Here is a 21,658-nt window from a genome sequence, read left to right as displayed (position 1 = left end):
TCTTGCAGAGGTTTGCCCATGTCCAGCACCCCGTCCTTCAAGCCGAAGATTGGCATCAGCGCCTGCCTGCTGGGCGAGAACGTCCGTTTCAACGGCGGCCACAAGCAATCGCAACTCTGCAGCGAGGTGCTCGCTGCATACTTCGACTTTGTGCCGTTGTGCCCGGAAGTGGCGATCGGCCTGGGCATTCCCCGGGAAACCATTCGCCTGGTGGGCGATGCCGCGTCCCCTCAAGCCGTGGGCAGCGTGCATCGCGAGCTGAACGTCACCGCGCCGCTGGGTGAATACGGCGAAAAAATGGCCGCCGAGCACAGCGACCTGTGCGGCTATATCTTCATGCAGAAATCGCCGTCCTGCGGCCTGGAACGGGTCAAGGTCTACCGTGAAAACGGCGCACCGGTGGACGGCGGCGGGCGTGGCATCTATGCCCAGGCCTTTTGCGCGCGCCACCCCAACCTGCCTGTGGAAGAAGACGGCCGCCTGAATGACCCGGTGCTGCGGGAAAACTTCCTGACCCGCGTCTTCGTCTACGCCAACTGGCAACAATTGCTCGGCGAAGGCCTGAGCCGCCATCGCCTGCTGGCCTTTCACGCGCGCTACAAATACCTGCTGATGGCCCACAGCCCGGCGCATTACAAAAGCCTCGGCAACCTGCTCGGCGGCATGGCCAAGGGCGAGGACCTCGACGCATTGGGCAGCGGCTATTTCAGCGCGCTGATGAGCGGCCTGAAAAAGTGCGCCACCCGCGGCACCCACACCAATGTGCTGCAACACATCAGCGGTTACCTCAAGCAGGCCATCAGCGCCGACGACAAACAGGAAATGCAAACCGTGATCGGCCAATACCGCCAAGGCATCGTGCCGCTGGTGGTGCCGCTGACCTTGCTCAAGCACCACTTTCGCCTCCACCCGGACCGCTACATCGCGCAGCAGGCTTACTTGCAGCCACACCCGGAAAATCTCAGCCTGCGCAATGCGATCTGAACCATGAAAAACCTCATGACCGCAGCCTTGCAAGACGAACCCGGCGAAGATATCGCCCAAGCCCTCGAGGACGGCTGGCTGCCGATTCGCGAAGTGGCGCGCCAGACCGGCGTCAACGCCGTGACCCTGCGCGCGTGGGAACGCCGCTATGGCCTGATCGTGCCGCAGCGCACGCCCAAGGGCCACCGGCTGTTCAGCCACGACCATGTGCAACGCATCCACACCATCCTCACCTGGCTCAATCGCGGCGTGCCGGTCAGCCAGGTGAAAAACCTGATCGACTCCGCGCACGTCGCTCCCGACGCCGTCGAAAACGAATGGCACACCCTGCGCCAGACCCTGGTGCAGGCCATCAGCGAACTGGCCGAACGCCGGGTCGACGATGCCTTCAACCAGGCCATGGCGCTCTACCCGCCGCGCACCCTGTGCGAACAACTGCTGCTGCCGCTGCTCCGCGAACTGGAGCAACGCTGGCAGGGCCAATTCGGCGCGCAGATGGAACGGGTGTTCTTCCTGTCCTGGTTGCGCAGCAAGTTCGGCGCGCGGATCTATCACAACAATCGCCAGTTGCACGGCGCACCGCTGCTGCTGGTGAATCATTCCGACCTGCCCCTGGCACCGCACCTGTGGCTCAGCGCCTGGCTGGCCAGCAGCGCCGACTGCCCGGTGGAAGTCTTCGACTGGCCGCTGCCGACCGGTGAACTGGCGCTGGCCGTGGAACACCTGCAACCGCGGGCGGTGCTGCTGTATTCCAGCCAGGCGCTCCATTTGTCGGCACTCGCAAAACTTCTGGGCGGCATCGCTTGCCCAAAGTTGATCGTCGGACCAACGGTATGCATCCACCAGGCCGAGCTGACGGCATTAGCTGGCGACACCCCTGAATTGTTCGTCGCCGAAGACCCATTGTCGGCTCACCAGATACTGATCCAGCATGGACTCGTTTAAATGCACTTGATCTGGCTGCGCACCGACCTGCGCCTGCATGACAACACCGCCCTGACCGCCGCGAGCCAGCGCGGCCCGGTGGCGGCCGTGTACCTGATCACCCCGCAGCAATGGCTGGCCCACGATGATGCGCCGTGCAAAGTCGACTTCTGGCTGCGCAACCTGCAGCACTTGAGCCAGGCCCTCGGCGCGCTGAATGTTCCCTTGCTGATCCGCCGCGCCGCGACCTGGGACCAGGCGCCCGCCGTACTCGGCCAGCTGTGCCGTGAGCTATCGGTCGAGTCGGTCCACGTCAACGAGGAATACGGCATCCACGAAAGCCGTCGCGATGCGGCGGTGGCCAAGGCTTTGGAAGCCGACGGCGTGAGCTTCCACCGTTACCTGGACCAATTGTTTTTCCAGCCCGGCAGCGTGCTGACCAAGACCGGCACCTACTTCCAGGTGTTCAGCCAGTTCCGCAAAGTCTGCTACGCCCGCCTGCACAGCGCCCTGCCGCGCCGGGTGGCCACGCCCAAGGCTCAAGCGGCCCTCGCGCTGACCAGCGACCCGGTGCCGCAACAGGTCGACGGTTTCGAAACGCCGAGCGAAACGCTGCGCGCCCTCTGGCCCGCCGGTGAAGACGAAGCGCGCCGCCGCCTCGACGCATTCGCCGCGCAGCAGATCAGCTATTACAAGGATGAGCGCGACTTCCCGGCCAAGCCCGGCACCAGCCAGCTGTCGGCGTACCTCGCAGCGGGCGTGGTTTCGCCGCGCCAGTGCCTGCATGCCGCGCTGCAGCGCAACCAGGGCGAGTTCGAAAGCGGCGATATCGGCACGATCACCTGGGTCAACGAACTGCTCTGGCGTGAGTTCTACAAGCACATCCTGGTGGGCTACCCGCGGGTGTCCCGTCACCGCGCCTTCCGCCCCGAAACCGAGGCGGTGGCTTGGCGCGACGCGCCCAACGACCTCGCCGCCTGGCAGCAGGCGCGCACCGGTTTGCCGATCATCGACGCGGCCATGCGCCAACTGCTGGAAACCGGCTGGATGCACAACCGCCTGCGCATGGTGGTGGCGATGTTCCTGACCAAGAACCTGCTGATCGACTGGCGCGAAGGCGAGCGCTTTTTCATGCGCCACCTGATCGACGGCGACCTGGCAGCCAACAATGGCGGCTGGCAGTGGAGCGCCTCCACCGGCACCGATTCGGCGCCGTATTTCCGGATTTTCAGCCCGCTGAGCCAGTCGCAGAAATTCGACCGCGACGGCGTATTCATCAAGCACTGGCTGCCGCAACTGGCGACGCTGAATAAAAACGACGTACACGACCCGCAGGCCGCTGGCGGCCTGTTCGGCGTGGCCGACTACCCGCGCTCGATCGTCGACCTGAAACACTCCCGCGAACGTGCATTGGCGGCATTCCGCAGCCTGCCGTCGCGCCAGGCCGTCGGAGCCGAACATGAGTGACTTCCTGCGCCGCTTCGCCCAGGCCTTCGCCACTCTGGACAAGCACAACCTGCACCTGCTCGACAGCCTGTACAGCAAGGACATCGTCTTCACCGACCCGCTGCACGAGGTCCACGGGCTCACGCCGCTGCACCACTACTTCGCGCAGTTGTACGGTAATGTCAGCCAGTTGCGCTTCGACTTCCACGGCTTCGACCAGGTGGCCGAAGGCGAAGGTTACCTGCGCTGGAAAATGAGCTTTTGCCACCCGCGCCTGGCCAAGGGCAAGGTGATCCGAGTGGAAGGCTGCTCGCACCTGATGTGGCGCGACAAGGTGTACCGCCATCGGGATTATTTCGATGCCGGCGCAATGCTTTACGAACACTTGCCGGTGTTCGGCCGTGTGATCAGTTGGCTGAAAAGGAGAGTCGGATGAACCTCACACCGCCCCGTCGTTATTGGCTGACCGGCGCCAGCAGTGGCATCGGCGCCTCCCTCGCCGTAGAGCTGCTCAACAGCGGCGCCCACGTGGCCCTCAGCTCGCGCTCCAAAGGCCCGCTGCAAGCGCTCGCCCAACGCTTTCCCGGCCAAGTGCTGGTCGTGGCGGGCGACTTGACCAACAGCCAGACCGTGCGCGAAATCGGCGAACACATCGCCCAGGTCTGGGGGTCGCTGGACACCGTGATCCTCAATGCCGGCACCTGTGAATATGTCGATGCCAAGCAATTCGACGCGTCGATCGTCGAACACGTGGTACGCACCAACCTGCTCGCCAGCAGTTATTGCATCGAAGCCGCACTGCCACTGTTGCGCGCCGGGCGCGCGCCGCATCTGGTGGGCGTGGCCAGCGCCGTGACCTATCTGCCGATGCCGCGCGCCGAAGCCTATGGCGCGTCCAAGGCCGGTTTGCGCTACCTGTTCGAATCCCTGCGCATCAGCCTGTCGCCGGAAAACATTGACGTCACCGTGATCAGCCCGGGCTTTGTCGACACCCCGCTGACCGAGCGCAATGACTTCCCGATGCCCCTGGCCTGGTCTGCCGACAAGGCGGCCCGGCATATCTTCGCCAAGCTGGACAAACGCCCACTGGAAATCGCCTTCCCGGCGATGTTCATCGCCACCCTGTGGCCGTTGTCGAAACTGCCGAATCGCGCGCAACTGATCATCGGCAAACGCATGCTGCGCAGCCCGCCGCCAAAAAAGGACGACCTGTGAAGATCGCGATTATCGGCAGCGGCATTGCCGGGCTGACCAGCGCCTACCTGCTCAGCCGTCGCCACGACATCACCCTGTTCGAAGCGGGCGATCGCATCGGCGGGCATACCCACACGGTCAACGTCACCGTCGAGGGTAAAAGCTATGCGGTGGACACCGGCTTTATCGTATTCAACGACTGGACCTACCCCAACTTCATCCGCCTGCTGGGTCAGGTCGGCGTGAAGTTCAAACCCACCGAGATGAGCTTTTCGGTGTGCGACCGCCGCAGCGGGTTCGAGTACAACGGCAATAACCTCAACAGCCTGTTTGCGCAGCGGCGCAATCTGTTGTCGCCGGGGTTCTGGGGCATGTTGCGCGATATTCTGCGCTTCAACCGCGAGGCGCCGGCGGACCTGCAAGCGCAACGCATCAGTGCCGACATGACCCTGGGTGACTACCTCGACGCCGGCGGCTACGGCCCGCGATTCATCCGGCATTACATCGTGCCGATGGGCGCTGCGATCTGGTCGATGTCCCTGGCGGACATGCTCGGTTTCCCCTTGCAGTTCTTTGTGCGCTTCTTCAAGAACCACGGCTTGCTGTCGGTGAGCAACCGCCCGCAATGGTGCGTGATCGAGGGCGGCTCAAGCCGCTACATCGAACCGCTGACCCGCGGCTTTCGTGAACGGATTCGCCTCGATTGCCCCGTGCATCGGGTCGAGCGCGATGCACAGGGCGTGACGATCCACAGCGCCGCGGGCACCGAAACCTTCGACAAAGTGGTGTTCGCCTGCCACAGCGACCAGGTGCTGGCCGTGCTGGGCGAGCCGAGCAGTGCCGAGCAGCAGATCCTCGGCGCTCTGCCCTACGCCGACAACGACGTGGTGCTGCACACCGACACGCGCCTGCTGCCAGACCGCAAACTGGCCTGGGCCAGCTGGAATTACCGGCTCAGCGGCAATGCGCAGAGCCAGGCGGCGGTGACCTATGACATGAACATCCTGCAAGGCATCGACAGCGCCACGACCTTTTGCGTCAGCCTCAACCAGACATCGATGATCAACCCGCTGAAGATCCTCGCCCGCTACACCTATGCCCACCCGCAATACAGCCTGGCGGCCGTGGCTGCGCAAGCGCGTTGGGAAGAGTTGAGCGGTGCGCAGCATACGTATTATTGCGGCGCCTATTGGGCCAACGGCTTCCACGAAGACGGCGTGATCAGCGCCTTGCGCGTGGCCCAGGCGTTTGGAGAAGCCCTGTGAACAGCGCCTTGTACAGCGGCTGGATCGCCCATCGCCGGTTTGCGCCCAAGGCCCACGCCTTTCGCTACCGCATCGGCTTGCTGTACCTGGACTTGAGCGAACAGGACGCAGTGCTCGGGCTGTCGCCCCTGGCCGGCGCAGGTCGCCTGGCCGCCTTCGGCTTTCGCCAGCAGGATTACCTGCGTGAACTCACCCGCCACGGCATGAGCCTGAGCGATGCCGTGCGCCAGCACGTCGGCAAGGCGCTGGGGCGTACACCCCAGGGCGCTATCTGCCTACTGACTCAGGCCCGCAGTTGGGGCCTGGCGTTTAACCCGGTGAGTTTCTTCTACTGCTTCGAGGCCGACGGACAGTTGGCCGCGATCCTGTGTGAAGTGACCAACACCCCATGGCGCGAGCGCTATCACTACGTGCTGCCGGCCCTGGCGCTGGGCGCCGACGAGCATCAGCACTTCGCCGTGGCCAAGGCGTTTCATGTATCGCCGTTCCTGCCGCCCGACCTGGAATACCGCATGAGCTTCAGCCCGCCCGCCGCCAGGCTTGGGGTCCACATGGCCGACTGGCAGGGCGATCGGAAAATCTTCGACGCCACCTTGAGCCTGCAGCGCGAAGCCCTCAGCCGTGCCAGCCTGCACCGCTATCTGTGGCGCTTTCCGTGGATGACCGCCAAGACCTGCCTGGCGATCTATTGGCAGGCCCTGCGCCTGTTGCTCAAACGCACACCGATTTTTCCCCATCAGGCCGCCGATGGCGCCTCTCGCACCGCCGTCGGGTACACCAAGGATCGCCGCCATGAAATCCCCTAGCTTATCGGTCAAGGCCAACCGCCTGAACGTCAACGGCGTGACCACCGCACTGCTGCGCAAGGCCGTGCTGCGGCAACTCAGCCAATTGCGCCACGGCCAACTGGTGCTGATCGAAGACGGCGAACGCCAAGTGTTCGGCGCCCGCGAAGCGCATCTGCTGGGCGAGATCCAGATCCTCGATTCGGCGGTGTGGGGCCTGGTGGCGGCCAACGGCTCGATCGGTGCGGGCGAAGCGTTTATCCACGGTTATTGGAGCAGCCCGGACCTGACCGCCGTGGTGCGTGTGATGGTCAGCAACCTGGAGGTGCTCGACGCGCTGGAGGGCGGCCTGGCCAAGCTGGCGCGGCCGTTCACCCAAGGCTTGCATTGGCTCAACCGCAATACGCGCAAGGGTTCGCAGAAGAACATCGCCGCCCACTATGACCTGGGCAACGACCTGTTCGAAGAATTCCTCGACCCGACCATGATGTATTCGGCGGCGCAGTTCCTGAGCGCCGAAGACACCCTGGAACAGGCGCAACTGAACAAGCTGGAACGCATCTGCCAGAAACTCGCGCTTAAACCTACCGACCATCTGCTGGAGATCGGCACCGGCTGGGGCAGCATGGCGTTGTACGCGGCGCGGCACTATGGCTGCAAAGTCACCACCACGACCTTGTCCAGGGAACAGTTTGTCTACACCCAGCAACGCATCGCTGCCATGGGGCTGCAAGACCAGGTGACGCTGCTGTTGCAGGACTACCGCGACCTGAGCGGCCAATACGACAAGCTGGTGTCCATCGAAATGATCGAAGCGGTGGGCCATCGCTTCCTGCCGACCTACTTCAAACAGTGCGCGCGCCTGCTCAAGAGCGATGGGCTGATGCTGCTGCAAGCCATCACCATCCGTGAGCAACGCTTTGAACAGGCCAAGAACAGCGTCGACTTCATCCAGCGCTATATCTTCCCCGGCGGCGCCTTGCCCTGTGTGCAGAACATGCTGCAGATCATCAGCCGCGACACCGACATGAACCTGCTGCACATGGAAGATTTCGGCCTGCATTACGCGCGAACCCTGCGCTTGTGGCATGAGAACTTTCGCCGTGCCCACGGCCGCCTCATGGAATTGGGCTACGACGAATACTTCCTGCGGTTGTGGGAGTTTTACCTGTGCTACTGCGAAGGCGGCTTTATGGAGCGCACCATCGGCACCGCGCAGTTGCTGCTGGCCAAGCCGGCAGCCATCAACCCGCCGTTGCTTGGGCGTTTCAGTGCTTAACCAATGCGCCGGGTACGCTAACGTCTGTCAGCCCTTTCACACCTGTGTCACCCGCTTGCCTTACACTGCGTGCCTATGACCAACATCCCCCACACCCAAATCACCACCCCCGCCGTCACCTGCTCGACGTGCGCGGCCTGCTGCTGCCAGCTGGAAGTCATGCTGATCACCGACACGGGCGTGCCCGAGCGCTATATCGACACCGACGATTGGGGCGGCGAAGTCATGCTGCGCCTGGACGACGGCTGGTGCGCAGCGCTGGACCGGGACACGATGATGTGTACGATTTATACGCGTCGGCCGCTGATCTGCCGGGAATTCGAGATGGGCGCGCCGGAATGCCTGACCGAACGCGAAGGGATTGCGACCGTTTACCGCTGATCTCAAGCCGACAAATATCTCAATGTGGGAGGGGCTTGCCCCCTCCCACAGGGTTTTGCAGGGTTCTGAAATTACAGCGGCATCGTGTAGTGCAACGAGTAGTTTTCGATGCCACCGAACGCGAAGGGATTCGCGACCGCTTACCGCTGATCTCAGCCCGACAAATATCTCAATGTGGGAGGGGCTTGCCCCCGATAGCAGTGGGTCAGTTGGCAAATTCTGCGACTGACACTGCGCTATCGGGGGCAAGCCCCCTCCCACAGGGTTTTGCAGGGCAACGAGTAGTTTTCGATGCCACCAAACGCGAAGGGATTCGCGACCGCTTACCGCTGATCTCAGGCCGATGAATATCTCAATGTGGGAGGGGCTTGCCCCCGATAGCAGTGGGTCAGTTGGCAAATTCTGCGACTGACACTGCGCTATCGGGGGCAAGCCCCCTCCCACAGGGTTTTGCAGGGTTCTGAAATTACAGCGGCATCGTGTAGTGCAACGAGTAGTTTTCGATGCCACCAAACGCGAAGGGATTCGCGACCGCTTACCGCTGATCTCAGTCCGACGAATATCTCAATGTGGGAGGGGCTTGCCCCCGATAGCAGTGGGTCAGTTGGCAAATTCTGCGACTGACACTGCGCTATCGGGGGCAAGCCCCCTCCCACAGGGTTTTGCAGGGTTCTGAAGTTACAGCGGCATCGTGTAGTGCAACGAGTAGTTTTCGATGCCACCGAACGCGAAGGGATTCGCGACCGCTTACCGCTGATCTCAGACCGATGAATATCTCAATGTGGGAGGGGGCAAGCCCCCTCCCACAGGGTTTTGTAGGGTTCTGAAGTTACAGCGGCATCGTGTAGTGCAACGAGTAGTTTTCGATGCCGCCGAACGCGAAGGGATTCGCGACCGCTTACCGCTGATTTCAAGCCGACGAATATCTCAATGTGGGAGGGGCTTGCCCCCGATAGCAGTGGGTCAGTTGGCAAATTCTGCGACTGACACTGCGCTATCGGGGTGTAGCCCCCTCCCACAGGGTTTTGCAGGGTTCTGAAGTTACAGCGGCATCGTGTAGTGCAACGAGTAGTTTTCGATGCCACCGAACGCGAAGGGATTCGCGACCGCTTACCGCTGATCTCAGACCGACGAATATCTCAATGTGGGAGGGGCTTGCCCCCGATAGCAGTGGGTCAGTTGGCAAATTCTGCGACTGACACTGCGCTATCGGGGGCAAGCCCCCTCCCACAGGGTTTTGCAGGGTTCTGAAATTACAGCGGCATCGTGTAGTGCAACGAGTAGTTTTCGATGCCACCGAACGCGAAGGGATTCGCGACCGCTTACCGCTGATCTCAGACCGATGAATATCTCAATGTGGGAGGGGCTTGCCCCCGATAGCAGTGGGTCAGTTGGCAAATTCTGCGACTGACACTGCGCTATCGGGGGCAAGCCCCCTCCCACAGGGTTTTGCAGGGTTCTGAAATTACAGCGGCATCGTGTAGTGCAACGAGTAGTTTTCGATGCCACCGAACGCGAAGGGATTCGCGACCGCTTACCGCTGATCTCAGACCGATGAATATCTCAATGTGGGAGGGGCTTGCCCCCGATAGCAGTGGGTCAGTTGGCAAATTCTGCGACTGACACTGCGCTATCGGGGGCAAGCCCCCTCCCACAGGTTTTTGCAGGGTTCTGAAGTTACAGCGGCATCGTGTAGTGCAACGAGTAGTTTTCGATGCCACCGAACGCGAAGGGATTGCGACCGCTTACCGCTGATCTCAGGCCGACGAATATCTCAATGTGGGAGGGGCTTGCCCCCGATAGCAGTGGGTCAGTTGGCAAATTCTGCGACTGACACTGCGCTATCGGGGGCAAGCCCCCTCCCACAGGGTTTTGCAGGGTTCTGAAATTACAGCGGCATCGTGTAGTGCAACGAGTAGTTTTCGATGCCACCGAACGCGAAGGGATTCGCGACCGCTTACCGCTGATCTCAGGCCGATGAATATCTCAATGTGGGAGGGGGTTTGCCCCCTCCCACAGGGTTTTGCAGGGTTCTGAAGTTACAGCGGCATCGTGTAGTGCAACGAGTAGTTTTCGATGCCGTCGTTATGGTCGCTGAGCCCGGCGTTGGAGTAGTGCATGGCACGAATGCCCACTTCATGCCCGCCGTTAAAGCGCAAACCGAAGCCCAGGCGGTCTTCGAACTGGAAGGCCTGGCCGAGGTTGTTGTCTTCCAACCGCGTGCGGGAGAATGCCGCCACCCCGATCCCGGCCTCGATGTAAGGCTTTACCGATTCCCCGGCGAACTCATACACAAATACCGGGGAGAACGACAGGCTGCTCGCGCCTGCACGGTGATCACCTTCCCAATAGGTGTATGCACCACTCCAATAGCCAGTCAGGCGACCGACGTCGCTCTGCATCCAGCTCTTATCCCAATCCGACGTCAGCCCCAATCGATAGGTGAGCGTCGAATCACCGGTGGTCCCCAGGCCAAACTCAAGGCCGGCGGCTTGCGCCGAAAAAGAGTGTCCCACCACAACGGCCGCAATCGCGGCCAAACAGAACAAGCGCTTCATAAGAAACATCCTTTCCGAACGAAGTTATAGGTTTTTACACAGGGAAATCTCGCTTATAGAAGCCGACTTACTGCCAGAAATTCAGCGTCTAACGGCGAATTTTGACGAAATTTTCACGAGCCGAAGCTTCTCACAACTCCGGGATGTTTCCATAGTGTCGGTAGGATATTTCTTAGATGATACACATCGCCGCTGGTCCAGAACTGGGCAGGGCCCGGAGTGCCGGCGGCCAGCAGATCGCGTTCGCCGAGCAGGCGCTTGAGCTGGCGGGCCACGGCGGCGCCGGTGTCGATCAGGCTGATGCCGGGGGGCAGCATCTGCGCCAGGAGCGGCTTGAGGAAGGGGTAGTGGGTGCAACCGAGGATGATGGTGTCGCAGCCGGCGCTGAGCAACGGTTCGACATAGCTTTGCAACAACTGGCGCAGGGCCGGGCTGCCCAGGTCGCCGGTTTCAATCAGTTCCACCAGGCCTGGGCACGGCCGGGTGATCACCCGCACATCGGTGGCGAAACGGTCGAGCAACGCGGCGAACTTGGCGCTTTGCAGGGTGCCGGTGGTGGCGAGTACGCCGACCACACCACTGCGGGTCGCAGCGGTAGCGGGTTTGACGGCGGGTTCCATCCCCACCAGCGGCCAGTCGGGGTAGCTCTTGCGCAAGTCGGCCACGGCAGCAACGGTCGCCGTGTTGCAGGCAATCACCAAGGCTTTGGCGCCGCGCTCGCGGAAAAACTCTGCAACCCGGTGTAAACGCTCGCAAATAAAGGCCGGCGTTTTCTCGCCGTAGGGGATGTACCCGCAATCGGCGACGTACAGCAGCGACTCATGGGGCAACAGTTGCTGGATTTCCTCGAGCACCGTCAACCCGCCGATACCGGAGTCGAACACACCGATCGGTGCATCCTTAACCATGCTGCGTCCCACACACACTGCAACCGGGATCGCGCTTGACGCGCAACTCACGGAAACGCGTGGTCAAGGCATCGATCAGCAACAAGCGTCCGACCAGGGGCTCACCGAAACCGGCGAGCAACTTCAATGCTTCCAGGGCCTGCAGGCTGCCGACCAGACCGACCAGCGGGCCGACCACGCCGGCTTCGCTGCAGGTCAGTTCGGTGTCGCTGCCGTGCCCGTATAAACAGTGGTAGCACGGGCTGTCGGCGCGCCGCGGGTCGAATACCGACAGTTGCCCGTCCAGGCGGATCGCCGCGCCGCTGACCAACGGCTTGCCGGCGGCCACGCAGGCGGCGTTGACCGCTTCGCGGGTGGAAAAATTGTCGCTGCAGTCGAGCACCACATCCACCGCCGCCACTGCCGCGGCCAGGGAGTCGGCATCCAGCGCAGTGCGATGGGTGAGCAGTTTGACCTCGGGGTTGAGCGCGGTCAGACGGCGGATGGCCGAATCGACCTTGCTCAGGCCGACACTGTCCGTGTCATGGATGATCTGGCGTTGCAGGTTGGTCAGGTCGACGGTGTCGAAATCCGCCAGATGCAACTCGCCGACCCCGGCCGCCGCCAGGTACAGCGCCACCGGCGCGCCCAGGCCGCCGAGGCCGACGATCAAGGCGCGACCGTTTTTCAGGCGCAATTGGCCGTCGATGTCGACCTGTTTCAACAGAATCTGTCGGCTATAGCGCAACAGCTCCTGGTCGCTCAGCATGGCCGGCGCCCCAGGCTGATGCGTTCGTGGCCGCCGAGGTCGATGCGGCTGTGGACGCCTTCAAAGCCCTGGCTCAGCAGCAGGTCACGCACCGCCGCGGCCTGGTCGTAACCGTGTTCCAGCAACAACCAACCGCCCGCGTTGAGGTGGGCCGGCGCCTCGGCGATGATCAGCCGCAGATCGTCCAACCCATCATGGCCCGCCACCAGCGCGCTGGCCGGCTCAAAGCGCACGTCGCCGGCCGCCAGGTGCGGATCGTTGGCGGCGATGTAGGGCGGGTTGCTGATGATCAGGTCGTAGGTGTGGCCTTGCAACGCGCTGAACCAATGACTGTTGAGCACAGTGGCATTGTGCAGGTTCAGGCGCTGGCGATTGCGTTCGGCCAGGGCCACGGCTTCGAGCACGCGGTCGACGGCGGTGACGTGCCAGGCCGGGCGCTCGCTGGCCAGGGCCAGGGCGATGGCGCCGCTGCCAGTGCCGAGGTCGAGCACCTTGGCCGGCGTGGCGGGCAACAATTCCAGGGCCGCCTCGACCAGCAGTTCGGTGTCCGGGCGCGGGATCAGCGTGTGGGGCGCGACTTCCAGGTCCAGCTTCCAGAAACCTTGCTGGCCGAGGATGTAGGCCACCGGCTCACCGGCGCGGCGGCGTTGCAGGTAATCGGCGAAGGTCAGCGCGGCTTCGCTGCTGACGATTTTTTCCGGCCAGGTGTGCAGGTAGCTGCGGGACTTGCCCAGGGCAGCCGCGAGCAACAGCTCCACGTCCAGGCGTGCGGTGGGCGAGTCGGGCAGGTCGGCGGCGCGCAGCAGGCTGGCGATGATGGTCATTTATTCACCTATCGCCGCCAATTGGTCGGCCTGGTATTCGACGAGCAACGGCTCGATCACCGCGTCGATGCCACCGGCGAGAATCTCGTCCAGGGAGTAGAGCGTGAGGTTGACCCGGTGGTCGGTGACCCGGCCCTGGGCAAAGTTGTAGGTGCGGATGCGCTCGGAACGGTCGCCCGAGCCCACCAGCAGTTTGCGTTCACTGGCAATCGCGTTGGCGGCGGCGCTGGTCTGCTGGTCATTCAGCTTGGCCGACAGCCAGGACATGGCCCGCGCCCGGTTCTTGTGCTGCGAACGCTCTTCCTGGCATTCAACCACGATGCCCGACGGCAAGTGCGTGATGCGGATCGCCGAGTCGGTCTTGTTGATGTGCTGACCACCGGCACCGGATGAACGGTAGGTGTCGACGCGCAGGTCCGCCGGGTTGATCTCGATGGCTTCCTGCTCGTCCGGCTCGGGCAACACCGCCACGGTACACGCCGAGGTGTGGATACGGCCTTGGGATTCGGTGGCCGGCACCCGTTGCACGCGGTGCGCGCCGGACTCGAATTTCAGCTTGCCGTACACGTTGTCGCCTTCGACGCGGGCGATGACTTCTTTATAACCGCCGTGTTCGCCTTCGTTCTCGGACAGGATCTCGACGCGCCAGCCACGCCGCTCGGCATAACGCGAGTACATGCGGAACAGGTCGCCGGAGAAAATCGCCGCCTCGTCGCCGCCGGTGCCGGCGCGGATTTCGAGGAAGACGTTGCGCCCGTCGTTGGGGTCCTTGGGCAGTAGCATGCGTTGCAGGTCGCCTTCGAGCTCGGCCAGTTTGTCTTTGGCTTCACGGACTTCTTCCACGGCCATTTCACGCATGTCCGGGTCGCTGTCCTTGAGCAGGGCCTGGGCGCCCTCCAGGTCGGCCTGTACTTTCAACAGGTTCTGATAGGTGAGCACAATAGGCTCAACTTCGGCGTATTCCTTGGAATAAGCGCGGAACTTGGCCTGATCGGAGATGACCTCGCCGTCGCCGAGCAACGCAGTCAGTTCTTCGAAACGGTCCTGGAGCACGTCCAGTTTGTTGAGCAGTGACGCTTTCATTACGGTTTTTTATCCGAAGAGCTATCTGACGCGCCCTCACCGAGGGCAAAGAGTTCCTGCGCCATGGCCAGCGCATCGAGGCGGCCTTCGGCAGTGAGTTTTTTCAGTTGTACGCTGGGAGCGTGCAGCAACTTGTTGGTCAAGCCGCGGGCCAGTTGCATCAGCACGTCTTCGGCGTTGCCGCCATTGGCCAATAAGCGCTGGGCCTTGCTCAACTCCTCATCGCGCAGGCGTTCGCCCTGCTGACGATACGCCTTGAGCACGTCCACCGCCGCCAGTTCGCGCAGGCGCACCATGAAGTCTTCGGCGCCGACGCTGACCATTTCCTCGGCGGCCTGGGCTGCGCCCTGACGGCTCTTGAGGTTTTCGGCGACCACTTCGTGCAGATCGTCGACGCTATACAGGTAAACGTCGTCCAACTCGCCGACTTCAGGCTCGATATCCCGGGGAACGGCAATATCCACCATGAAGATCGGCTTGTGCTTGCGCAGCTTCAGCGCGCTTTCTACCGCGCCTTTACCCAGGATCGGCAACTGGCTGGCGGTGGAACTGATGACGATGTCGCTGCGCACCAGCTCGGCCGGGATATCGGCCAGCAGCACGGCGTGGGCGCCGAACTGTTCGGCGAGGATGCTGGCACGCTCCAGGGTGCGGTTGGCCACCACGATACGCTTCACGCCGAGGTCGTGCAGGTGACGGGCGACCAGGGTGATGGTCTCGCCGGCACCGATCAGCAAGGCCTGGCTGCGCTGCAAGTCGCTGAAAATCTGTTTGGCCAGGCTGACGGCGGCAAACGCCACGGACACCGGGTTTTCCCCGATGGCGGTGTCGGTGCGTACCTGCTTGGCGGAATTGAACGTAGCCTGGAACAGGCGCCCCAGCAGCGGCCCCACGGTGCCAGCCTCACGCGCCACGGCGTAGGCGGATTTCATCTGGCCGAGGATCTGCGGCTCGCCCAAGACCAGCGAATCGAGACCGGACGCCACACGCATCATGTGACGAACTGCCGCATCGTCCTCATGCACATAAGCGCTCGCGCGCAGGTCATTGAAGTCCAAATGGTGGTAATCGGCCAGCCAGCGCAGCACGACATCCGCTGAAAGATGCTCCTGCTCTATATAAAGCTCGCTGCGATTGCAGGTGGAAAGGATCGCAGCTTCGCGGCTGTCGGTGAGTCGGCAGAGCTGCTGCAAGGCCTCAACCAACTGCTCAGGCGTAAACGCCACGCGCTCGCGCACGTCTACGGAGGCAGTCTTGTGGTTAATACCGAGTGCGAGGAAGGCCATTCAATATCGCTGATGATGTCGGGAAGCCGACAATTGTCCTACTTCGATAGATTCAGAACAACCACCGTCGTCTATTGTCCCTATACGTTGTGCCTATAAAGGCATCCACTGAGACTCGGTTATGTTTGGCCGAAGGCTTGTGTCATGATGATCCGACCGCAGGTTAGTCGTCCTCTTCCTATATGAATAGATCCTCCGCGTTGCTCCTCGCTTTTGTCTTCCTCAACGGCTGCCAGGCCATGGCCCCCGTGTCGACCGACGGTACACCGCCGGTGGAAGAGAGCACCCCAGCCCCTGAAAAGCCCAAGGTTTACTCCTCGTTCACTGAAGATACGGTGTACAGCCTGCTGACCGCAGAACTGGCCGGCCAGCGCAATCGTTTCGATATTGCGCTGGATAATTACGTGACCCAGGCCATCAATACGCAAGATCCGGGCATCTCGGAGCGGGCGTTTCGCATCGCCGAGTACCTGGGGGCCGACCAGGCTGCGCTGGACACCTCGCTGATCTGGGCGAAAAACGCGCCGCACGACCTGGAAGCACAACGGGCGGCAGCCATTCAATTGGCGCGCTCGGGGCGCTACGACGACTCCATGACCTATATGGAGAAAGTCCTGCAGGGCAAGGGCGACACGCATTTCGACTTTCTTGCGCTGTCGGCGGCCGATACCGACCAGGACACGCGCAACGGGCTGATGAAGAGTTTCGACCGCCTGCTGCAAAAACACCCGAAGAACAGCCAGCTCGTGTTCGGCAAGGCCTTGCTGCTGCAACAGGACGACGAAGCCGAAGCCGCGCTGAAGCTGCTGGAACAGAACCCGCCGGAAGAAGGCGAGATCGCGCCGATCCTGCTGCGCGCACGCCTGTTGCAGAACCTCAATCGCGGCAAGGAAGCGATTCCGCTGCTGGAAAAAAGCATCAAGAAGTACCCGGAAGACAAGCGCCTGCGCCTGACTTACGCGCGCACGCTGGTGGAGCAGGACCGCATGGAGGACGCCAAAGTGCAGTTCGCCAACCTGGTCCAGCAATACCCGGACGATGACGAATTGCGCTACTCCCTGGCGCTGGTGTGCCTGGAAGCCAAGGCCTGGGACGAGGCCAAGGGCTATCTGGAAGAGTTGATCGAGCGCGAAAGCCATGTGGACTCGGCGCACCTGAACCTCGGCCGCATCGCCGAAGAAAACAACGACCCCCAGGCCGCCCTGCTCGAATACGCCAAGGTCGGCCCCGGCAACGACTACCTGCCCGCCCAGTTGCGCCAGGCCGACATCCTGATGAGCAACGGGCGCACCGACGAGGCGGAAAAACGTCTGGTCGCGGCGCGCGAGGCGGAACCGGACTACGCGATCCAGCTGTACCTGATCCAGGCCGAAACCTTGTCGGCCAACAATCAGGCCGAGCGCGCCTGGAAAGTCTTGCAACAAGCCTTGCTGCAATACCCTGACGACCTGAACCTGCTCTACACCCGTGCGATGCAGGCGGAAAAACGCAATGACCTGGCGCAGATGGAAAAAGACCTGCGCCTGATCATCAAGCGCGACCCGGACAACGCCATGGCGCTCAATGCCCTGGGCTACACCCTGTCCGACCGCACCACGCGCTACGCCGAAGCCAAGGTGCTGATCGAACAGGCCCACAAGCTCAACCCGGAAGACCCGGCCGTACTCGACAGCCTGGGCTGGGTGAACTACCGCCTGGGCAACCTGGACGAGGCTGAGCGCCTGCTGCGCCAGGCGCTGGAGCGCTTCCCCGACCAGGAAGTCGCCGCCCACCTGGGCGAAGTGCTCTGGGCCAATGGCAAACAGCGCGAAGCCCGGCAAATCTGGGAGAAGTTCCTCAAGGAACAACCCGAAAGCCCCATCCTGCGCGGCACCATCAAGCGCCTGACCGGTTCCGAGACCCTTTAAGTTTATGTTCTTGCGCCACTTTATCGTTTTCAGCTTCATCGCCTTGCTCGCCGGTTGCGCGGGCTTCGGTGCCCGCGAGTCCGTTGAGGGCCAGGGCAACCCGGCGCAATGGAAACAGCACAAGGCCCAGCTCAGCAGCATCGATGGCTGGCAGATCGAAGGAAAAGTCGGGGTACGCGCGCCGAAAGATTCCGGCAGCGGCACCTTGTTCTGGCTGCAACGCCAGGACTACTACGATATCCGCCTGTCCGGCCCATTGGGGCGCGGCGCCGCCCGCCTGACCGGCCGACCGGGGCAAGTCAGCCTCGAAGTGGCCAACCAGGGTCGCTACGAAGCCGTCTCCCCGGAGGCGCTGCTGGAAGAGCAGATCGGCTGGAAACTGCCGGTGTCGCACCTGGTCTGGTGGGTACGCGGCTTGCCCGCCCCCGACAGCAAAAGCCGCCTGAGCCTCAATGGCGACAGCCGCCTGGCCTCCCTGGAGCAGGACGGCTGGCAGGTCGAATACCTGAGCTACGTGCAACAGAGCGGTTATTGGCTGCCCGAGCGGATCAAACTGCACGGCACCGACCTTGATATCACGCTGGTGATCAAGGACTGGCAACCACGCAAGCTGGGGCAATAAGGTGACCGTAGAAAAACTGACCCTGCCCTCCCCGGCCAAACTCAATCTGATGCTGCACATCCTGGGGCGCCGCGAAGACGGCTACCACGAGTTGCAGACGCTGTTTCAATTTCTCGACTACGGCGATGAACTGACGTTCGCCGTGCGTGACGATGGCGTGATCCGACTGCACACCGAATTCGAAGGGGTGCCCCACGACAGCAACCTGATCGTGAAGGCCGCGAAAAAACTTCAGGCGCAATCCGGTTGCGCCCTGGGCATCGACATCTGGATCGATAAAATCCTGCCCATGGGCGGCGGCATCGGTGGCGGCAGCTCGAATGCCGCGACCACACTGCTGGGCCTGAACCACTTGTGGAAGCTCGGCTGGGACCTCGATCGCCTGGCCACGCTGGGCCTGACACTGGGCGCCGACGTCCCGGTTTTCGTGCGTGGGCACGCGGCTTTTGCCGAGGGCGTGGGAGAAAAACTCACCCCGGAAAACCCCGAAGAGCCTTGGTATGTCGTGCTTGTCCCGCAAGTATCTGTAAGTACAGCAGAAATTTTTTCAGATCCACTGTTGACACGTAACTCTCCTCCCATTAAAGTGCGCCCCGTTCCCAAGGGAAACAGTCGAAATGACTGCTTACCGGTTGTAGCAAGGCGTTATCCAGAAGTACGTAACGCTTTGAATTTGTTAGGTAAATTTACCGAAGCAAAATTAACCGGCACTGGAAGTTGTGTGTTTGGGGGCTTCCCAAACAAAGCTGAAGCTGATAAAGTCTCGGCCCTTCTTACAGAGACCCTTACAGGGTTTGTAGCGAAAGGAAGCAACGTTTCGATGTTGCATCGCAAGCTGCAAAGTCTGCTCTAAAAGGAACCGAGTACTGGGTACTCGTTGCAACAGATACAGGGGCGTCGCCAAGCGGTAAGGCAGCAGGTTTTGATCCTGCCATGCGTTGGTTCGAATCCAGCCGCCCCTGCCATTTTCCTTTACTCATCCAGGTTACCCTCAGCCTCTAGGTACTGCGCGTGTCCAAGATGATGGTCTTTACGGGGAACGCCAACCCCGATCTGGCTCGACGTGTTGTTCGTCAGCTGCATATCCCTCTCGGTGACATCTCTGTCGGTAAATTCTCCGACGGCGAAATTACCGCCGAGATCAATGAAAACGTCCGCGGTAAAGACGTCTTCATTATCCAGCCGACCTGCGCTCCGACCAACGATAACCTGATGGAACTCGTCGTGATGGCTGATGCCTTCCGCCGCTCCTCAGCGACTCGAATCACAGCTGTAATCCCTTACTTTGGTTATGCCCGTCAGGATCGCCGTCCGCGTTCCGCACGTGTAGCTATCAGCGCGAAAGTCGTGGCTGACATGCTCACCGTGGTAGGCATCGACCGTGTTCTCACGGTTGACCTGCACGCTGACCAAATCCAGGGGTTCTTCGATATTCCGGTAGATAACATCTACGGCTCCCCCGTATTGGTGGATGACATCGAAGACCAGCGCTTTGAAAACCTGATGATCGTGTCCCCGGACATTGGTGGCGTCGTGCGTGCACGGGCTGTCGCCAAATCCCTGGGCGTTGATCTCGGGATCATCGACAAACGCCGCGAGAAAGCCAATCACTCTGAAGTGATGCATATCATCGGTGATGTCGAAGGGCGTACCTGTATTCTGGTTGATGACATGGTCGACACCGCCGGCACCCTGTGCCACGCGGCGAAAGCCTTGAAAGAGCACGGTGCGGCAAAAGTCTTCGCCTACTGCACACACCCTGTGCTGTCGGGCCGAGCGATCGAGAACATCGAGAACTCAATGCTGGACGAACTGGTGGTGACCAACACCATCCCGTTGTCCGCTGCAGCTCAAGCCTGTCCGCGTATCCGCCAACTGGATATCGCACCGGTAGTTGCCGAAGCGGTTCGCCGCATCAGCAACGAAGAATCGATCAGCGCGATGTTCCGTTAAGGGTCAAACCTTCGGATCACCTCACTGACGAAAAGCGCCCCGCCCCGGCATATTGTCGGGGCGGGGCTTTTTTGCCCATATCGCCTTTAGCGCTGGTCGCAAACGCTGGGGCGAATGTGGTTATTTTGGAGATACAACATGAACGAATTTATTCTGAATGCTGAAGTGCGTTCCGACCTGGGGAAAGGTGCGAGCCGCCGCCTGCGTCGTCTCGCAAGCCTGGTTCCAGCTGTAGTTTACGGTGGCGACAAAGCCCCTGAATCCATCAGCATGCTGGCCAAAGAAGTTGCCAAACTGCTGGAAAACGATGCGGCCTACAGCCACATCATTTCGCTGAACGTCGGCGGCACCAAGCAGAACGTCATCATCAAGGCCCTGCAACGTCACCCAGCTAAAGGCCACGTGCTGCACGCTGACTTCGTTCGCGTCGTTGCCGGCCAGAAACTGACCGCCGTCGTGCCGGTACACTTTGTTGGTGAAGAAGCTCCGATCAAAAAAGGCGGCGAAGTTTCGCACGTTGTTGCCGAGATCGAAGTGACCTGCCTGCCGAAAGACCTGCCTGAGTTCATCGAAGTCGACCTGTCGGCTCTGGAAATCGGCGAAATCCTGCACCTGTCCGACCTCAAAGCCCCTAAAGGCGTTGAGTTTGTCGCACTGGTTCACGGTGATGACAAAGCGGTTGCCAACGTTCACGCTCCACGCGTTGCTCCAGAAGCTGAAGAAGGCGCTGCAGAGTAATTCACTCTGTATTGCCGGAGCTTGAGGAAACATCGCGGACCGAAACGTAGCGAGAAAGCGGGCGATAACGCGACGTTTACTCTTGAGTAAATGATCCCTTGTCGTCCACTTTCGCCGCACTCAGGTCGGCATTGTTATCCACAACTCCAAAGGAAGGGCCCCTGTCGTGACTGCCATTAAACTGATCGTTGGCCTGGGAAATCCAGGCGCAGAATACGAACAGACCCGGCATAACGCGGGGGCCCTTTTTGTTGAGCGCATCGCCCACGCCCAAGGTGTAAACCTGGTGGCCGATCGCAAGTATTTCGGCCTGACCGGACGCTTTTCGCATCAGGGTCAGGATGTTCGTCTGTTGATTCCCACCACCTACATGAACCGCAGCGGCCAGGCTGTCGCGGCGCTTGCGGGGTTCTTCCGGATCAAACCCGAAGAAATCCTGGTGGCCCATGACGAACTGGACCTGCCTCCCGGCGTTGCCAAGCTCAAGCAAGGCGGCGGGCATGGCGGGCACAATGGCCTGCGCGACATCATCGCGCAGCTGGGCAATCAGAATACCTTTTACCGTCTGCGGCTCGGCATTGGCCACCCAGGCGTTGCCAGTATGGTTTCAAATTTCGTCCTGGGTCGTGCGCCACGCGCCGAACAGGAAAAACTCGATGCCTGCATCGACTTTGCCCTCGGCGTGCTGCCGGATATCCTCGCCGGGGAATGGAACCGCGCGATGAAAAACCTGCACAGCCAGAAGGCCTGACTCTTTTCCGAGGGGAAACACC

At 61.4% G+C, this 21,658-nt stretch carries 21 protein-coding genes and 1 tRNA gene; 16 read left to right on the top strand and 6 right to left on the bottom strand.

Annotated features, from left to right (window positions below; genetic code table 11):
- Positions 1 to 18: 18 nt before the first annotated feature.
- From RGV59_RS09675 to RGV59_RS09635, 9 genes are all read left to right on the top strand, one after another.
- Entirely contained in the window at positions 19 to 984 is a 966-nt protein-coding gene (locus RGV59_RS09675; protein ID WP_126585820.1) for a YbgA family protein, read from the top strand.
- A gap of 15 nt (positions 985 to 999) precedes the next feature.
- A complete protein-coding gene (locus tag RGV59_RS09670) occupies positions 1,000 to 1,929 on the top strand; it encodes a MerR family transcriptional regulator (RefSeq protein ID WP_017845506.1) in 930 nt (309 codons plus the stop codon).
- Positions 1,930 to 3,375: a deoxyribodipyrimidine photo-lyase gene (phrB, locus tag RGV59_RS09665; RefSeq protein ID WP_017845507.1), complete on the top strand. Its 1,446-nt coding sequence runs from the start codon at positions 1,930 to 1,932 to the stop codon at positions 3,373 to 3,375.
- Positions 3,368 to 3,790, top strand: a complete 423-nt coding sequence (locus RGV59_RS09660) for a nuclear transport factor 2 family protein (protein ID WP_017845508.1) — start codon at positions 3,368 to 3,370, stop codon at positions 3,788 to 3,790. Before phrB ends, RGV59_RS09660 begins: the two co-directional genes overlap by 8 nt.
- Complete coding sequence (locus RGV59_RS09655; protein WP_046384752.1) at positions 3,787 to 4,569, top strand: SDR family NAD(P)-dependent oxidoreductase; 783 nt, start codon at positions 3,787 to 3,789, stop codon at positions 4,567 to 4,569. The genes RGV59_RS09660 and RGV59_RS09655 overlap by 4 nt, the downstream gene beginning before the upstream one ends.
- Entirely contained in the window at positions 4,566 to 5,813 is a 1,248-nt protein-coding gene (locus tag RGV59_RS09650; RefSeq protein ID WP_102617166.1) for an NAD(P)/FAD-dependent oxidoreductase, read from the top strand. Before RGV59_RS09655 ends, RGV59_RS09650 begins: the two co-directional genes overlap by 4 nt.
- The gene (locus tag RGV59_RS09645) at positions 5,810 to 6,619 is read left to right on the top strand and encodes a DUF1365 domain-containing protein (protein WP_102617167.1); all 810 of its coding nucleotides are present in this window, start codon (positions 5,810 to 5,812) and stop codon (positions 6,617 to 6,619) included. Before RGV59_RS09650 ends, RGV59_RS09645 begins: the two co-directional genes overlap by 4 nt.
- Positions 6,606 to 7,877, top strand: a complete 1,272-nt coding sequence (locus RGV59_RS09640) for an SAM-dependent methyltransferase (protein ID WP_017845512.1) — start codon at positions 6,606 to 6,608, stop codon at positions 7,875 to 7,877. Before RGV59_RS09645 ends, RGV59_RS09640 begins: the two co-directional genes overlap by 14 nt.
- Positions 7,878 to 7,952: 75 nt before the next feature.
- A complete protein-coding gene (locus tag RGV59_RS09635; protein WP_102617168.1) occupies positions 7,953 to 8,258 on the top strand; it encodes a YkgJ family cysteine cluster protein in 306 nt (101 codons plus the stop codon).
- Between the two features lie 2,039 nt (positions 8,259 to 10,297).
- Here RGV59_RS09635 and RGV59_RS09630 read toward each other — a convergent pair.
- The 6 genes from RGV59_RS09630 to hemA all read right to left on the bottom strand — a co-directional run bounded on the left by RGV59_RS09630 (position 10,298) and on the right by hemA (position 15,665).
- A complete protein-coding gene (locus tag RGV59_RS09630) occupies positions 10,298 to 10,816 on the bottom strand; it encodes an acyloxyacyl hydrolase (RefSeq protein ID WP_017844396.1) in 519 nt (172 codons plus the stop codon).
- A 113-nt stretch (positions 10,817 to 10,929) separates the two neighbouring features.
- The gene (gene murI / locus RGV59_RS09625; RefSeq protein ID WP_017844397.1) at positions 10,930 to 11,724 is read right to left on the bottom strand and encodes a glutamate racemase; all 795 of its coding nucleotides are present in this window, start codon (positions 11,722 to 11,724) and stop codon (positions 10,930 to 10,932) included.
- A complete protein-coding gene (locus tag RGV59_RS09620; protein WP_017844398.1) occupies positions 11,717 to 12,472 on the bottom strand; it encodes a molybdopterin-synthase adenylyltransferase MoeB in 756 nt (251 codons plus the stop codon). Before RGV59_RS09620 ends, murI begins: the two co-directional genes overlap by 8 nt.
- Positions 12,466 to 13,296 carry a peptide chain release factor N(5)-glutamine methyltransferase gene (gene prmC / locus RGV59_RS09615; RefSeq protein ID WP_017844399.1) on the bottom strand — a complete coding sequence of 277 codons (831 nt, stop codon included), beginning with the start codon at positions 13,294 to 13,296 and terminating at the stop codon, positions 12,466 to 12,468. Before prmC ends, RGV59_RS09620 begins: the two co-directional genes overlap by 7 nt.
- Positions 13,297 to 14,379 (bottom strand): peptide chain release factor 1, encoded by a 1,083-nt coding sequence (gene prfA / locus RGV59_RS09610; RefSeq protein ID WP_017844400.1) that lies wholly within the window; start codon positions 14,377 to 14,379, stop codon positions 13,297 to 13,299.
- Positions 14,379 to 15,665, bottom strand: a complete 1,287-nt coding sequence (gene hemA / locus RGV59_RS09605) for a glutamyl-tRNA reductase (protein WP_017844401.1) — start codon at positions 15,663 to 15,665, stop codon at positions 14,379 to 14,381. Before hemA ends, prfA begins: the two co-directional genes overlap by 1 nt.
- Positions 15,666 to 15,847: 182 nt before the next feature.
- On the opposite strand from hemA, the gene RGV59_RS09600 reads away from it, so the two are divergent.
- From RGV59_RS09600 to pth, 7 genes are all read left to right on the top strand, one after another.
- Entirely contained in the window at positions 15,848 to 17,572 is a 1,725-nt protein-coding gene (locus tag RGV59_RS09600; protein ID WP_079442819.1) for a tetratricopeptide repeat protein, read from the top strand.
- Between the two features lie 4 nt (positions 17,573 to 17,576).
- Positions 17,577 to 18,194, top strand: a complete 618-nt coding sequence (gene lolB / locus RGV59_RS09595; protein WP_046488043.1) for a lipoprotein insertase outer membrane protein LolB — start codon at positions 17,577 to 17,579, stop codon at positions 18,192 to 18,194.
- 49 nt (positions 18,195 to 18,243) lie between these two features.
- Positions 18,244 to 19,047, top strand: a complete 804-nt coding sequence (gene ispE / locus RGV59_RS09590; RefSeq protein WP_186352149.1) for a 4-(cytidine 5'-diphospho)-2-C-methyl-D-erythritol kinase — start codon at positions 18,244 to 18,246, stop codon at positions 19,045 to 19,047.
- Between the two features lie 37 nt (positions 19,048 to 19,084).
- Positions 19,085 to 19,159, top strand: a tRNA-Gln gene (locus RGV59_RS09585).
- 46 nt (positions 19,160 to 19,205) lie between these two features.
- A complete protein-coding gene (locus tag RGV59_RS09580; protein ID WP_017844405.1) occupies positions 19,206 to 20,147 on the top strand; it encodes a ribose-phosphate pyrophosphokinase in 942 nt (313 codons plus the stop codon).
- 138 nt (positions 20,148 to 20,285) lie between these two features.
- Entirely contained in the window at positions 20,286 to 20,885 is a 600-nt protein-coding gene (locus RGV59_RS09575) for a 50S ribosomal protein L25/general stress protein Ctc (protein ID WP_017844406.1), read from the top strand.
- Between the two features lie 166 nt (positions 20,886 to 21,051).
- Positions 21,052 to 21,636, top strand: a complete 585-nt coding sequence (gene pth, locus RGV59_RS09570) for an aminoacyl-tRNA hydrolase (protein WP_017844407.1) — start codon at positions 21,052 to 21,054, stop codon at positions 21,634 to 21,636.
- Positions 21,637 to 21,658 lie beyond the last annotated feature (22 nt).

The organism is Pseudomonas sp. FG1, from assembly GCF_034313875.1.
In the GTDB taxonomy this organism is placed as follows: domain Bacteria; phylum Pseudomonadota; class Gammaproteobacteria; order Pseudomonadales; family Pseudomonadaceae; genus Aquipseudomonas; species Aquipseudomonas veronii.
This window is presented reverse-complemented; position numbering and strand designations above follow the sequence as displayed.